Here is a 498-nt window from a genome sequence, read left to right on the forward strand (position 1 = left end):
ACTAAAGTTGGGCGCAAATTAATATCACGCGAATTAGACCTGAATCAAGATGATGTGCAGGCCATGACTTGTCAACGCCGAGAAGGGGTTGTCGAACGCAAGCCGGCAGCGCGTCTCGAGAGCGGGGGAACGCGGGGGAACGGGGTCAGGTCTTGATCCGTGACCCTTGAAGGCACAGGTCAAGACCTGACCCCTTTCCCCTGCGGGTATAAATCATGGTGGTCTTCACGTCCTTGTGTCCTAGAAGCTCCTGGACAGTCCGGATGTCATAACCGTTCTGCAGCAACGCCGTTGCGAAACTGTGGCGCAACGAATGACAGCTCGCCGGCTTACTGATTCCCGCCTCCCTCACCGCCCGTTTTATCGCCCGAATAAAAGGACACCCATCTTGTTTGACTTGACCTTCCCTCTCGGGGGAAACGGGGACAGACCCTGACGTATCCCCACATTATTTCAATCTAAAACAAGAAGTTGTAACGCTCATTTACTATAAATTTG

1 protein-coding gene is annotated in these 498 nt (G+C 52.8%); it reads right to left on the bottom strand.

All coding sequences use genetic code 11. The features are described from left to right. Positions 1–145: 145 nt before the first annotated feature. Complete coding sequence (locus E1958_RS19810) at positions 146–373, bottom strand: tyrosine-type recombinase/integrase (RefSeq protein ID WP_133513391.1); 228 nt, start codon at positions 371–373, stop codon at positions 146–148. Positions 374–498: the final 125 nt, after the last annotated feature.

It is taken from the genome of Candidatus Thiosymbion oneisti, from assembly GCF_004359955.1.
In the GTDB taxonomy this organism is placed as follows: Bacteria; Pseudomonadota; Gammaproteobacteria; order Chromatiales; family Chromatiaceae; genus Thiosymbion; species Thiosymbion oneisti.